The organism is Kitasatospora sp. NPDC001540 (assembly GCF_042894345.1).
Lineage (GTDB): Bacteria > Actinomycetota > Actinomycetes > Streptomycetales > Streptomycetaceae > Kitasatospora > Kitasatospora phosalacinea_C.
The window spans coordinates 1-12,537 of the sequence record NZ_JBIAVO010000070.1; the positions used below are offsets into that span (position 1 = coordinate 1).

The following is a 12,537-nucleotide window of genomic DNA, read 5'->3' on the forward strand; positions in this document are numbered from 1 at the left end:
CGACACCTCGAAGCGTGGAGAACGGCCGCCTCTGCTGTCCCGGGAAGAACCGCAGATCAGCAGGTCGAGTGACATGCGTGGATAAACGCCAAGCTTAGAAGCTGTTGTCGTATCGATCATGGGATTTGTTGATCGAGCGGGTGAGCCCAGACGCGCGCTGACTGGAGCCAGGCGGTGGCCGGTGGCCAACCGCGCCGGACCGGCGGGCATTTCGGTGGCGACAGATCGTCTCGGCTGCCAGAGTTCCCTGGTGCTGAATGAATCCGACGTACTGGAAGTACTGGACCTGCTCAAGGACGCAGGGGCGGCGGTCTGGGTGGACGGCGGCTGGGGTGTGGACGCCCTGCTCGGCCAGACCACCCGAACGCATTCGGATCTCGACCTGGTCGTCCTGCTGGACCAACTCGACGTAGTGCGGGACACGCTGGTCAAGGCTGGGTTCACGGAGGTCTTGCGGGACTGGCTTCCCACTGCACTGGCCGTCGCGGACAGTGCAGGCCGGGAGATCGACCTGCACCCCATCATCGGGTCTCCCGGCAAAGGCGGACAGCAGCTTCTCCCGGACGGTGAACGGTTCCACTACCCGGCGCCGGTAACCGGGACCATCGGCGGACGCCAGGTCCCGTGCGTCGACGCGGCGACCCAGGTGCGGTGCCACCTCGGCTACGAGCCCGCGGACAAGGACCGGCACGACATGGAACGGCTGCACGCCGGCACGGGAGTTGAGCTTCCCCTGGATTACCTGCCTGCGCCTTGAAAGGGGCGTTGTTCCGATCTTGAGGGTGCGGGCGAACGGGGGTCTCGATCGGGTGAGTGCAGCGGCTGCCGTGCATGAAAGCAGGGCCTCTTGGTAGCTCGAAGGGTGTCTACGCCAAAGAGCGGCCCAGGAGGCCCTGTTGTCGCAGCTCCACGGCATCGCGGGAACGGGGTCCGCTTCGGTCACTCTCGCGTGTGACTGCCTGGCACACCGGTTCGGGAACGCCGCCGACCACGGGATCCGTACACGCCGCTACCCACCGACATGTCCGATGCGGAGTGGGCGGTGCTGCGGCCGCTGCTGCCGGCACCGGGTCCAGGCCGAAGCAGGCGGCCAACTCCTGGCACGTCAGCGGGCCCTGACCGAGCCGGTTGCGGTCCGCGAGAGCCTGCACGATGCGCTGGTAGTCCGCCGACAGCGCCGACCAGGCCAGACCCGCACGCCACCCCGGCACCACCGACTTCGGCCTCGCCGCCTCCGAAGGGGCGGGCGGCGCGGGCAGTTCACCGCGATCCGACGACTCCTCGGCGGCGTCCGCGCCGGTAGTGTCTCCTCCGCCCGGAGACAGCACCTCGCCGACCCGTGAACAGGCGATGACCCACTCGTTCCACTCCCGCTCGGCCACGACCAACTCGGCCTGGATACAATCCGCCTCCTCCCGCAGCGCGTCCACACGACGACGAGCAGTCAGCTCACACTGTTCCAGCAACCCCACGACCGACGGCATCCTTGACCTCCACCAGAGCAACGACACGACACGTCACCCCTCCCCGAGACCGCCGACCCCATGCCTGAGCAGCGGAAACACAGCCGTCAAGCCCGGGAAGACAACAGCCACTCAGGCACTCAACGGCCCAGGACTCCCCGCTCTGGCCGGACTCCTGGTCTAGGACGTACTCGGCCGGGGCGGTGTACCAGCCCCGATGTGCCCGCAGGTCGTTGACTTAGCGTGATCACACAACTTGTGCCAGAGCCGAACCCCATGAACAAAGCCAGTCCAGGCACCTCTGTCGTCGGACTGCTGGCTGACGGCGAGTGCCGCTAGTATCCGGGAGGAATTAGAGGGCGGCGGACGGAGTCAGGGCATGGGCGGCGCGGACGACGAAGCGGTCAAGCGCAAGTTGGGGCTCCAGACCTGGCGGAACCTCTCCAAGGACAAGGTGCTCAAGTTCGCGGCGGCGATGCCAGAGATGGCCACCGAGGCGCGGATCAAGCTCATCGAGCAGTTCCCGACCTTCAAGGACCTGGGCAAAGCCAACATCGAGGCGGTCAAGGAAGCCCACGAGTCCACCGTCGCGGCCAACGAAAACAGCCAGAACCACTTTTACCAGGCTGCACAGGACCAGCGGGACGCCCTGCGGGCCGACCTTGGCCGGGACGACCTCGACTGGGCACAGCGTGAGGCACTCCATGACCGCCTCGATCAGAATGTACGACAGGTATACGAAAAGGACAGCGAGAACAAGCAGTTCCTCGGGGCGGGGATGAAACTGCTGGTGGCTGCCGGTGTGGTCGTCGGCTCGCTGGGTGTGGCCTTTGTCGGTGGCAAGGTCGTCGGTACGAGCGAGGGCGGTTCCGAAGGATCGCAGCAGAACTAACTTGATCTTTAAGCTACGACCTCGAACTGGCCGTCGAACTTGATCGCTCGTATCGGTAACCGCCCCACACGGAAGCGGCCTTCGCCTGATCCTGTGCTCCGACCAAGGAACACACAGGACCAGAACGAAGGCCGTGGGCATGAGTGTGCCGCACGAGGGCGTCCATCCGGACGGGTTCGCCGAACTGTCACGCTTCCGAGGCGAGTTCTAGACGCGGATTCCGAAACCTCCACTAAACAGTTCAGCGGCCCATAGGTCGAGGTGCTCGCACACGGAGGTGTTCGCCCTCCCAGTATCGGGGTCGCCCCGCCCGCCATTGCCGCACCTGCGCGGGCCCGCCGCTCCACGCCGCCGGTTCACCCGTTCGAGAGCTCCTCCGGTGTCGCCACGGTCAGTGAAAGCTCCACCGGGCCGGGCCGGGCGGGTACGGCGATGATCACGCGAGGGTGCGTCAGAGCCTGGGTATATCCGTACCCGGGGAGGGGCTTATGCTCGCGCGCGTGGACGGTCAGGGTGCCCCGGCAGTCGACGACCTGGTGCACTGTGAGGCTGTAGCCGCCGCTGGGGCGGGTGCCCAGCGCCACGATGATGACCATCTCCTGGTTCCAGTCGACATCCGATGTGACGTCAGGAAAGGAATTGTGCCGCAGGAGCGTGCTACGCAAGTGGTCGAACTCAGCCTGACTGCACAGTACATGAGCCTTGGCCTGCTCAAGGTTGTAAGCATCGCCGACCGCCAGGACGCGGAACGGGAGCTCGTCGGTAGAGGTTTCGTCAGTCACGCACCCATTGTGTGGGGCGCCGGCCGGGCCGCCTACCCCGGGCCCAGACCAAGAACATCTACAGCGGACTGCTGCGACTGCTTCAACGGCCTCGCTCTGCGGGCGGGGGAACCGAACTGTCGGTGCCGCACAGTGTGCTGATCTCGGCCTGCCCGAAAACCGTACATCGCCACGGGGGGACCATGTTGAGGGGTAAGCGCGTCCGGGGTCTGTTCGGTCGGCTTTCTCACGCTGGCGGCAAGTCTGTGCTGGTCCCTGCCGTCCGCCGTCGCGGCCACCGGCACGATCCTGGACGCCGACAGCCCGAGCGCGATACCGGGCCACTACATCGTCGCGGTCCAGCCGTCCGCGCTGTCGGGCACCAGCGTGACCGCGGTCGCCCAGAGTCTGACGACGGCCGCCGGTGGAACGGCGACCTCGATTCTGGACGCCTTCGGCATGTTCGCCCTCAGCGGCACCGACGCGATCGCGCAGCAGATCGCCGGTGACCCACGAGTCCGGTACATCGACCAGGATCAGACGGTGTCCCCCGCTGTCACGCAGGACGGTCCCGGCTGGGGGCTGGACCGCGTCGACCAGCGGGCGCTCCCGCTCGACGGAAAGTACGTCTAACTTGATCTTTGACCTGTGCGGCGTGGGCGAGGGCTGCTGATCTCGGGTTTCTTCTGCGCTGACGGTTTTGCGGGGCCGGTCTTTGCGGCGGTGTGGACGTCGTGGCGTGGTGTGGGGTGGGTTTCTTGCGGCCGGGAGGTCGGCCTGGGCCGGGGCGGCTGGGTTTCGGTGCGCCGGCTGGGCAGGCGGTCTTCGGGTGGAGGTTTCGGAATCCGCGTCGGGCGCGGGTCGGGGTCAGGTGTTCGGGCGGCGGGGGTTGTTCCCAGGGGCGGTGGAGGTCGGCCGTGGGCGGGCGTGCGAGGCGGGGTTGGGTGTGGGCGGCCAGGATCAGCCAGGTCCAGCGGTCGGCCGCTTCGGGGGTGTGGATCTTCGGGCAGGTCCAGCCCGGGGTCTGTTTGAAGAGCCGGAAGGTGTGCTCGATGTCGAGGCGGCGCAGGAAGGCCTGCCGGAGGCGGTCGGTGTCGGCGAGGGTGGCGTCGGTTTCGGACCACCGGAGCCAGAGTGGCTTGGGGGTGGCGCCGCTGGGCGGGTGGTCGGCTTCCAGGCGGATCGTGGTGCCTTCGGTCACCGGTAGTTGGCCGTCTTGTGCGGCCCAGGAGGAGCGGCGGGTCAGGCTTGGGTGCGGCCGGTCCCAGGATCGTGCTCTCGCGGTGCCGTAGGGCCGGGTGTCGGTGGCGGTCTCGGCGTCCGGGGTGCCCCGGGTGGCCGAGGACGAACTCGCCGCCGTGGCGGGGCGGATGCCTCCTGGTGCCGGGAAGCCGGGGCGGGCATGTCCTGCGCAGGACACGGTCCGAGCGCGTCCTGGCCAGCACCTGCACGGGCAGGTCCTTCAGGGGGAAGGCCAGGCGCGGGGCGTCGTAGCCGGCGTCCGCGAGTACCGGCTACGACACGCCATCGGGCAGCACCCGGAAGTGCTGCTGCTCCTCAACCCGTCCGCCGACAGCGACTTCGACGGCGCGGCGCGCGTCCTGGTCGGCGAAGCCCCCGATCCGGGCCCGGCCGCCTCCCAGTTCCTCGCCGTCCTCAACCGGCACGACCACCTCGACGGCGGGCCCAACGAGTTCACCCGCGCGCTGCTGACCCAGCTTGCCGAGTGGGCGCTCGGCAAGCGCCAGCCGGGCGAACCCGAGCCGGTGGCCGGCTGATGGCTCGGGTCAGCAGCAACGCCGCCGTGGTCGCCGCCCGGTTGGAAGCTCGAGCCGTCGCCGTACCGGCCGCCGCGACCGCGGTTGTGCGGCACCACGCGATGATCCTGGAGGCCGCGATCCGTGCGGCCGCGTCCGGCAGGCCCGGCCCGGAAGTGCAGAGCGGCGACTACCGGCGCTCGTGGGGGACCGAGATCCGCACCGTCCCGGGCGGGGTGGAGTCGATCATCGGAACCGACCAGCTGCCGCCCCCGCAGTTCAGCGGGCCCGCCCGCGCGGTTTCAGCGGCGTGGCGGGCAGCGGCGGGGCGGACAGCCGGGGGCCGTCGTAGCCGTCCACCTCGCCGAACCGGTCACCCTTCTCCCAGTCGAGGCGGGCCTGCGCGATCTCCTCGTGCGAGCGGCCGATGAAGTTCCACCACATGACGATGCGCTCCTCGAAGGGCTCGCCGCCCAGGAGCAGCAGGGCCGCGTCGGTGCGGGCGCGGAGCGGCAGTTCGCGGCGGCCGCAGCCGAGGTAGAGCAGCGAGCCGGGTTCGACCGGGACGCCGTCGACGTCGACGGCGCCGCTCATGGCGAGGACGGCGTACTCGAAGTCGGCGTCCAGGGGCAGGTGGTGGGCGGCGCCCTCGCGGAGGGTGAGGTCGGCGCCGGTGAGGGCGGTGTGGGTGGTGCCAGGCGAGGTGGCGCCGTCGAGGGTGCCGAGGATGAGGTGGGCGTGCAGGCCGTCGGCGGTGACGGCGGGGAGTTCGGGGTGGTGCTCGAAGGCGGGGGCGGTGTGCCGGTGGGCGTCGGGCAGGGCTACCCAGAGCTGGGCGCCGTGCAGCAGGGGCGCGTGCTCGCGCGGGGACTCCTCGGAGTGCGCGATGGCCCGGCCGGAGGTCATCAGGCCGAGCTCGCGGGGGCGTACGGTCTGCAGGCTGCCGAGGCTGTCCCGGTGCAGGACGCTCCCCTCGTGCAGCCAACTGACGGTCTGCAGGCCCATGTGGGGGTGCGGCGGCACCTGCATGCCGGGTTCGTCGGCGATGTCGTCGGGGCCGTAGTGGTCGACGAAGCACCAGGCGCCGACCATCCGGCGGCCGAGGTTGGGCAGCAGCCGCCGGACCACGGTGGACTCGCCGAGCGGGACGCGGCGCCCGGTCAGCAGGTCCTTGACGGGGCCGGTGGCGGCCTGGCGTCCGCAGACGGCCGGGGCGGGTTTCCGGTCGAGGTTGCTCATGGCCGCCAGTATCGGCCGCCCGCCCCGCCGCCCCCGGCTGCGACGGACCCGCGCGTCGCGCACCTCCCCCACCCCGCCCGAGCAGCGCCCCCGCCCGAGCAGCGCCCCCGCTACGACCCCGCCCGAGCAGCACCCCCGCTACGACCGCGCGCCGAGCTGCGCCATCGCGTCCGGCATGACGCGCCGCCAGAACCCGCCGGTGTGCTCGCCGCGCGGGAAGGACGCCCGGACGCCGGGCGCGGCGGCGAGGCGGCGGGCGGCGGGGCAGAAGGGGTCCTCGGTGCCGCACCAGAGCCCGGTGCGGCCGACCCCGGCAACGGCGTCGAGGTGCAGCAGGGGTTCGTGCTCGCGCCAGTCGGCCTCGTCGCGGTAGGCGTCGACGGTGCGGGCGTCCGTCCAGTTGCGGAACAGCGCGGGGCTGAGCAGCGCGAGGGCGGACAGCTTCCCCGGCCGGGCCCGGGCGTACTGGAGCGCGCCGGAGCCGCCCATCGAGATGCCCAGGACCCGGGTCGGTTCGGGCATCGAACGCTCGGCGAGCCAGCGGGGCAGTTCGGTGGTGAGCATCGCCATCGGGTCGTCGCCGGGGGTGCGGGCGTGCCAGTACGTGGTGGCGCCGCCGTCGACGGCGACCACCCGGAACGGCGGGGTGCCGGCGGCGACGGCGGCGGCCAGGAACTGGGCGGTTCCGAGCCCGGTGTAGGTGGCCGCGTCGCCGTCGCGCCCGTGCAGGGCCAGGCAGACCGGCAGGTCGTCGCCGTGCTCGCCGGGCGGGTCGAACACCACCAGGTGGACGTCGCGCCCCCGGGCGGCGGAGCGCACCGTCGCGGTGCGGACCGGCCCGGCCGCGACCTGCGGCACCGTGCCGTCCTCCCCGGTCATCCCGAGCAGCCGCCGCAGCCGGACGCCGCCGGGCAGCACGTCCTCGACCGCCGCCCCGCCGACCGCCACCGCCCCGAGCGCGGTCACCGCCAGCGCGCCGAGCAGGCGCCGCCGCCCGACACCGGACCGCCCCCCGTCTCGCTCCGCCGTTCCCGCCGTTCCCGCCGCCGCGTCAGTTCCCGTACCGGCCCGCAACTTCGCTCCGTCCGCCGCCCTCGCACCCGGACGGACGCCCGGGCCCCTCACTGGACGCCGGAACGACCCGCCGCGGTTTCGGCTCGCACGCCACCCACCTCAGCCCGCACGCCACCCACCTCGGCCCGCGCGCCCGCCCTCAGTCCGCACGCCACCCGCCTCAGCCCGCGCGTCCGCCCTCAGTGCTTGCAGGCCCACCAGGCGTCCGCGCTCGCCGCCTCCGCCCGGCCCCGCAGCGCGCGGACCGCCTCCGCCGGGTCCTCGGCGCCGTACACCGCCGAGCCCGCCACGAACACGTCCGCACCGGCCTCGGCGCAGAGCTCGATGGTGGAGGCGGCGACGCCGCCGTCGACCTGCAGCCACAGGTCGAGGCCGTGCTTGTCGAACAGCTGCCGGGTGCGGCGGATCTTGGGGAGCATGATGTCGAGGAACGCCTGGCCGCCGAAGCCGGGTTCGACCGTCATGATCAGCACCATGTCGAGCTCGGGCAGCAGGTCCTCGTACGGCTCGATCGGGGTGGCGGGGCGCAGCGCCATCGCGGCGCGGGCGCCCTTGGCGCGGATCTCCCGGGCGAGGCGGACGGGGGCGGCGGCGGCCTCGACGTGGAAGGTGACGGACCCGGCCCCGGCCTCGACGTACTGGGGAGCCCAGCGGTCGGGCTGTTCGATCATCAGGTGGCAGTCGAGGGGGGTGTCGGTGGCGCGGGCCAGCGACTCGACGACCGGGACGCCCAGCGTGAGGTTGGGGACGAAGTGGTTGTCCATCACGTCGACGTGCAGCCAGTCCGCGCCGCGCACGGCCTCGGCCTCGTCGGCGAGGCGGGCGAAGTCAGCGGACAGGATGCTGGGGTTGATCTGCGCCATGGCGAGGGTACCTTCACGACTCGGTGCGGGCGGCCGGTGCGACCGCTGGTGACCATCATCCCCCGCCGGCCCCGGCCCCTCCCCACCCTCCCCCGCGCAGCACACCTGGCATGCCCGCAGCAAGCCCCCGGGGCCGTCCCCGGCCCGTCCGGCGGAAGTGTTCACACTCCCGAAACACTTGCCCTTCCCGGTGTCGTCCCGCTCTGGCAGGCTCCCAGAGCAAGCGGAACCGCGCTGCTCGACCCTCACCGAAAGGCGTTCCGATGACCCAGGTCGTCCACCCCGCCCGTGCTCTGTGGTGGCTGTTCGAACCCGTCCACGCACTCACCTACTTCTCCCCCGAGGCCCGGGCCGCGTACGAGGCGGCGGGGCTGCGCGGCTACTGGCGCGGGTACTTCGGCGGCCGGTCGGCCCCGCTGGGCGCCGTGGACGCGGCGCCGGTGGTGGCCGCGTTCTTCAACTTCGCGCCGCAGATGGTCGAGCGGGCGCTGCCGGAGGTCTGGTCGCTGGCGAGCCCGGAGCAGGCGCTGGAGGCCCGGGTCGCCGGGGCGACGGGCGCGCTGCAGCGCGTCCTGGCCGACGTGAAGCCGGATCTGATCGACCGTTCGGTGGAACTGCTGGAGCGCGCCGTCGACGGCCTGGACTGTTGTGGGCGCGTGCTGGCCGCCGCGAACGCCGACCTCCCCCGCCCCGACGAGCGCCTGGCCCGCCTGTGGCAGGCCACCACCGTGCTGCGCGAGCACCGGGGCGACGGCCACGTCGCCGCCCTGGTCGCCGAGGGCCTCGACGGCTGCGAGGCCCTCGTGGTCCGCTGCGCCCTCGACACCCGCCGCGAGACGCTGCAGCCGCACCGCGGCTGGAGCGACACCGAGTGGGACGCGGCCACCGCCCGTCTGATCGAACGCGAGTGGCTGACCCCGGACGGCACGCTGACCCTCGCGGGCCGCCGCCGCCACCTCGCCCTGGAGGGCGCCACCGACCTCGCCGCCTCCCGGGTCTGGACCCACTTCCACCGCTCCGAGCTGGACGAACTCGTCACCGCCCTGCGCCCGATCTCCGCCGCCTGCCGCGCCGACCTCCCCCCGTCCACCCCGATCGGCCTCCCCAACGCGGCCTGACCCGGCGGCCCGTCCCCGGCGCCAGTACGTCGTCAGCAGGTTGCCAGTAGGTCGCCAGTACGTCGTCAGTACGGGGGCGGGCCGAGCACGATGCCGCGGCCCGAGGAGAACCGGCCGAGGTCCGCCCAGGGGACGCGGGCGGCCCGCTGGGAGCCGTCGGGGAAACCGGACGGGTTGTGGATCAGCAGCACCTCGTCGTCCGCCCCCACCGCCAGCACCAGGTGGCCGCCGGTGCGCGGCACCTCGGGCTCCAGGGTGCGGATGCCGGGGTGCACGGAGAGCATCGGGAGCCTGCCCGCGGCGAGTTCGGCGACGATCCGCTCGGCGGGCAGCTCGGCGACGGCCTCGGCCTGCAGGCCCCAGCGGGTGCGGACGTACGCGGCGAACGGGGCGTGGATCAGCCCGTCGAGCCGCCCGTCGGGATGCCGGACGTACGCCCCGGCCCGCTGGCTCTCCTCCGCCAGGCGGACGGTCGCGGGGGCGACCCCCCACCAGTGGTCGAGCGCCATCCGCAGGCAGGCCATCCCGCACAGCCGCCACGACCAGTACTCGTACTCCTCCTCGTCGGCCGCGCCGGAACGCTCCCACCGCGGGTCGTCGGCGGCCCGTAGCGTGCCGTCCAGGATGTCGGGCACCAGTTCGGGCGACTCCCACTGGGAGTAGTAGGGCACCTGGTGGTTGATCGGCTTCACCCGGTCATCCTGACGTACTTTCACCCCGATCCCCCGGAGCGCGGCCCCCGACACCAGAAACTTGAACATGTTCAATTCTTCTGGGAGGGTGCACCCGTGCCAAGATCCGGAGGACCCCGAACCATGCACCCCGCCGCGCCACCGCCCCGCTCCTCGCCCTCACCGCGCGGACGTCCACCGACACCCGCCCGGGTGCGACGGCCACCCCGGTCGGCGCCCCGGTCGGCACCCCCGTCGGCACTCCGGTCGGCACCCCGGTCGGCACCCCCGCTCCGGCCCTCGCCGCCTACCACTGGCGGTTCGAAGTGGACCACGACAAGAAGGGGCGGCTCGTGCTGTTCTTCTTCTACGGCGATCCCGACTCGGGCAACAGGAACGTCCTCATGCGCCCCGCCGACGCCTCCCCCGCCGCCTCCCCCGCCGCCCGCTGAGCCTCACCCGACCGGCCCCCTCCCTCCCCCCAGCAGCCCGCCCACCTCCGCCCGCAGCGCCTCGTCCCTGGCGAACACCGCCGTCCCCACCACCGGGTGCCCGTTCCCCCGCGGGTCGGCGAACGCGCCGCCCGCCTCGGTGAGGATCAGCCCGAGCGGGGCGTGGTCCCAGAGCGCGCCGCCGAGCTGGACGGCCGCGTCGAGGCCGCCCTCGGCCACCAACAGGGCGGCGTGCACGGACCAGGCCGCCACCGCGTACCGCTCGGCGAGCGGCCGCAGTTCGTCCCGGCGGCGCTCCGGCAGCAGCTCGACAGGTGGCAGCAGCCCGACCCGGGGACGGTCCGGGCCCGGCCCGCGCACCCGCAGCGGACGGGCGTCCGCGAGCCCGTCGGGGCCGATCCCGGCGGTGTACGCGCCCCGGCCCTTCGCCGCGTACCAGATCCGCTGCCGGGCGGGGACGACGGCCACGCCGACCGTCACCTCGCCGTCCTGCTCCAGCGCGACCAGGCTCTGCCAGCGGTCGTCGCCGCGCACGAACACCAGCGTCCCGTCGATGCCGTCGAGCAGCCAGCGGCGCGGGCCGGTGCCGAGCGCGCCGGTCTCCTCGCCGAGGTAGGCGTCGTCCGGACGTTCGACCAACAGGGCCTGGCGGACGGTGCGTTCGACGGCGAGGTCGGCCTCGGTGACCGGCGAACCGTCCGCCTTCGCCTCGACGGGCAGGGCCGCGACCCGCGCGAAGTGCTCCAGCCCGACCCGGGCGCCGGCCAGCGCGGCGCGGACCGCGAGGTTCAGATCGTCGTCCATGCGGTGGATCATCGCCCGCCCCGCCGTTCGCCCGCCAACGGGTTTCCGCAGTATCGTCCGTCCCCGGACCCGCACCGTCCTCCCCGCCCCGCGATCGGAGCAGCCTTGGCCACCGTCCGTCCCGAACCCGTCGACTCCCCGGACGCCCGGCTGCTGCTGGCGGAGTACCAGGCCGAGGTGCGCCGCCGCTGGAGCGGTCCGCCGCCCGCCGAGCCGCTGCCCGCCGAGGCTCCGGCCGACCTCGAACTCGCCCCGCCGGACGGCGTGTTCCTGCTCGCCCGGCTGGACGGACACCCGGTCGGCTGCGCGGGTGTCCGCGCCTTCGCCCCCGCCCCCGCCACCCCCGCCACCGGCGAACTGAAGCGCCTGTACGTCCGCCCGTCCGCCCGCGGCCACGGCCTGGGCCGACTCCTGCTGGCCGCCGCCGAGGACGCCGCCCGTGCCCTCGGGCACGCGCGGCTGCGGCTGGACACCATGGCCGAGCTCGCCGAGGCCCGCACCCTGTACACGGCCACCGGCTACGCGGACATCCCGCCGTACAACACCAACCCGTACGCCGCGCACTGGCTGGAGAAGGCGCTGTGACGGGGCCGGTGGTGAACCTGTGGCGGGCGGGCCTGCGCACCGTCCCGGACGAGGTGTGGTCCCGCACGGACGCCGAGGTGCTGATCCTGGCCGACAACCAGCTCACCGAAATCCCGGACTCCATCGGCGAGTTCACCGCACTGCGGACGCTCGACCTGGGGCACAACGCGCTCACCGCCGTCCCCGCCCGGATCGGCGAGCTGCCCGGGCTGTCCGACTTCCTCTACCTCCACGACAACCGGCTGACCGCCCTGCCGCCCGCCCTCGGCCGCCTGCGACGGCTCCGCTACCTCAACGTCGGCGACAACCCGCTCACCGAACTCCCGGCCGAGCTCTGCGACTTGGCCCAGCTACTCGAACTGCGTGCCCAGGACTGCCGGTTGACCGCCCTCCCGCCCCGGATCGGCGACCTGTCGCGGCTGCGCGAACTGCGGCTGCGCGGCAACGCCCTGACCGCGCTGCCCGATTCGCTGTCCGGCCTGCGCGAACTGCGCTGCCTGGAACTGCGCGACAACCGGCTGGAGCACCTGCCCCGCACCCTGGCCGCCCTCCCCCTGCTACGCGAACTCGACCTGCGCGGCAACCCGTTGACCGAGGCCCCGCCCTGGCTGGCCGAACTCCCGTCCCTGGAGAAGCTCGACCTCCGCTGGACGGCGAACCCGCCCGCCCCACCCCTGGTCGACGCACTCGAACGCCGCGGCTGCGCCGTCTACTTCTAGCAACTCCCAGCCGCTTCCAGCCCGTCGGGGGGGCGCCCCCCCCCCCCGGGGGGCCCCCCCCGGCCCGGGGGGCAGACCAGCGGGTTTTGTGCGGCGGGGGGCGGGTGGGCGGGGGGGTGTGGGGCAGGCCGGGCCCGCG

15 protein-coding genes and 1 pseudogene are annotated in these 12,537 nt (G+C 72.8%); 8 read left to right on the forward strand and 8 right to left on the reverse strand.

The annotated features are described in order from the left end of the window. The first annotated feature begins 181 nt into the window (after positions 1-181). Complete coding sequence (locus tag ACFY00_RS37510) at positions 182-757, forward strand: nucleotidyltransferase domain-containing protein (RefSeq protein WP_388038584.1); 576 nt, start codon at positions 182-184, stop codon at positions 755-757. 109 nt (positions 758-866) lie between these two features. On the opposite strand, the gene ACFY00_RS37515 is transcribed toward ACFY00_RS37510, so the two are convergent. After that, a complete protein-coding gene (locus ACFY00_RS37515) occupies positions 867-1,484 on the reverse strand; it encodes a hypothetical protein (protein WP_388038587.1) in 618 nt (205 codons plus the stop codon). Positions 1,485-1,842: 358 nt separating this feature from the next. Between ACFY00_RS37515 and ACFY00_RS37520 the strand changes: the two genes are divergently transcribed. After that, positions 1,843-2,355, forward strand: a complete 513-nt coding sequence (locus tag ACFY00_RS37520) for a hypothetical protein (RefSeq protein ID WP_388038589.1) — start codon at positions 1,843-1,845, stop codon at positions 2,353-2,355. 356 nt (positions 2,356-2,711) lie between these two features. Here the strand turns inward: ACFY00_RS37520 and ACFY00_RS37525 are convergent, their stop codons facing one another. Further along, complete coding sequence (locus tag ACFY00_RS37525) at positions 2,712-3,137, reverse strand: protease complex subunit PrcB family protein (RefSeq protein ID WP_388038591.1); 426 nt, start codon at positions 3,135-3,137, stop codon at positions 2,712-2,714. A 366-nt stretch (positions 3,138-3,503) separates the two neighbouring features. On the opposite strand from ACFY00_RS37525, the gene ACFY00_RS37530 reads away from it, so the two are divergent. Then, complete coding sequence (locus ACFY00_RS37530) at positions 3,504-3,749, forward strand: hypothetical protein (protein ID WP_388038593.1); 246 nt, start codon at positions 3,504-3,506, stop codon at positions 3,747-3,749. On the opposite strand, the pseudogene ACFY00_RS37535 reads toward ACFY00_RS37530, so the two are convergent. Further along, positions 3,746-4,627: pseudogene (locus ACFY00_RS37535) on the reverse strand (transposase); the annotation flags it as partial. The gene ACFY00_RS37530 and the pseudogene ACFY00_RS37535 overlap by 4 nt on opposite strands. A gap of 33 nt (positions 4,628-4,660) precedes the next feature. On the opposite strand from ACFY00_RS37535, the gene ACFY00_RS37540 reads away from it, so the two are divergent. Continuing rightward, positions 4,661-4,894 (forward strand): hypothetical protein, encoded by a 234-nt coding sequence (locus ACFY00_RS37540; RefSeq protein ID WP_388038596.1) that lies wholly within the window; start codon positions 4,661-4,663, stop codon positions 4,892-4,894. Positions 4,895-5,152: 258 nt separating this feature from the next. On the opposite strand, the gene ACFY00_RS37545 is transcribed toward ACFY00_RS37540, so the two are convergent. The 3 genes from ACFY00_RS37545 to rpe all read right to left on the reverse strand — a co-directional run bounded on the left by ACFY00_RS37545 (position 5,153) and on the right by rpe (position 8,049). Next, positions 5,153-6,112, reverse strand: coding sequence for a pirin family protein (locus ACFY00_RS37545; RefSeq protein ID WP_388038599.1), 960 nt, complete (start codon positions 6,110-6,112; stop codon positions 5,153-5,155). 138 nt (positions 6,113-6,250) lie between these two features. Continuing rightward, positions 6,251-7,078, reverse strand: a complete 828-nt coding sequence (locus tag ACFY00_RS37550; protein WP_388038602.1) for an alpha/beta hydrolase — start codon at positions 7,076-7,078, stop codon at positions 6,251-6,253. A gap of 287 nt (positions 7,079-7,365) precedes the next feature. After that, a complete protein-coding gene (rpe, locus tag ACFY00_RS37555) occupies positions 7,366-8,049 on the reverse strand; it encodes a ribulose-phosphate 3-epimerase (RefSeq protein ID WP_388038604.1) in 684 nt (227 codons plus the stop codon). A gap of 263 nt (positions 8,050-8,312) precedes the next feature. Between rpe and ACFY00_RS37560 the strand changes: the two genes are divergently transcribed. After that, entirely contained in the window at positions 8,313-9,167 is an 855-nt protein-coding gene (locus ACFY00_RS37560) for a hypothetical protein (RefSeq protein WP_388038607.1), read from the forward strand. A 65-nt stretch (positions 9,168-9,232) separates the two neighbouring features. Here ACFY00_RS37560 and ACFY00_RS37565 read toward each other — a convergent pair whose 3' ends face one another. Further along, entirely contained in the window at positions 9,233-9,859 is a 627-nt protein-coding gene (locus ACFY00_RS37565) for a C39 family peptidase (protein WP_388038609.1), read from the reverse strand. 305 nt (positions 9,860-10,164) lie between these two features. Between ACFY00_RS37565 and ACFY00_RS37570 the strand changes: the two genes are divergently transcribed. Further along, entirely contained in the window at positions 10,165-10,290 is a 126-nt protein-coding gene (locus ACFY00_RS37570) for a hypothetical protein (protein ID WP_388038612.1), read from the forward strand. 3 nt (positions 10,291-10,293) lie between these two features. Here ACFY00_RS37570 and ACFY00_RS37575 read toward each other — a convergent pair whose 3' ends face one another. Then, positions 10,294-11,094 (reverse strand): inositol monophosphatase family protein, encoded by an 801-nt coding sequence (locus ACFY00_RS37575; protein WP_388038614.1) that lies wholly within the window; start codon positions 11,092-11,094, stop codon positions 10,294-10,296. A gap of 105 nt (positions 11,095-11,199) precedes the next feature. On the opposite strand from ACFY00_RS37575, the gene ACFY00_RS37580 reads away from it, so the two are divergent. Both ACFY00_RS37580 and ACFY00_RS37585 read left to right on the forward strand, forming a co-directional pair. After that, positions 11,200-11,679 (forward strand): GNAT family N-acetyltransferase, encoded by a 480-nt coding sequence (locus ACFY00_RS37580; RefSeq protein WP_388038617.1) that lies wholly within the window; start codon positions 11,200-11,202, stop codon positions 11,677-11,679. Next, positions 11,676-12,398, forward strand: coding sequence for a leucine-rich repeat domain-containing protein (locus tag ACFY00_RS37585; protein WP_388038619.1), 723 nt, complete (start codon positions 11,676-11,678; stop codon positions 12,396-12,398). The genes ACFY00_RS37580 and ACFY00_RS37585 overlap by 4 nt, the downstream gene beginning before the upstream one ends. Positions 12,399-12,537 lie beyond the last annotated feature (139 nt).